Consider the following 236-nt stretch of genomic DNA (forward strand, 5'->3'; position numbering starts at 1 on the left):
ACGGCCTGCAGCTCAAGCCCAGCGCCCTGCCCGGCTATGCCAAGGCCCAGGCGAACTGCGTGGCCTGCCACTCGGCCGAGTACATGGCCTACCAGCCACCCACGGCCGCCCGCCCCTACTGGGACGCGATGGTCACGCGCATGAAGGGCGTCTTCAAGGCGCCCATCGCCGACGAGGACATGCCCGTCATCGTGGACTACCTCGTGAAGACCTACGGCAACGAGCAGCCGAAGTGA

At 67.4% G+C, this 236-nt stretch carries 1 protein-coding gene; it reads left to right on the top strand.

What is annotated here, in order from left to right; genetic code table 11:
- Positions 1-236 (top strand): SorB family sulfite dehydrogenase c-type cytochrome subunit (gene sorB, locus CWC17_RS19425; RefSeq protein ID WP_502704924.1); only part of this gene is annotated, 236 nt, incomplete at its 5' end.

Origin of the sequence: Pseudoalteromonas sp. S3785 (genome assembly GCF_005887365.1) — a bacterium.
In the GTDB taxonomy this organism is placed as follows: Bacteria; Pseudomonadota; Gammaproteobacteria; order Enterobacterales; family Alteromonadaceae; genus Pseudoalteromonas.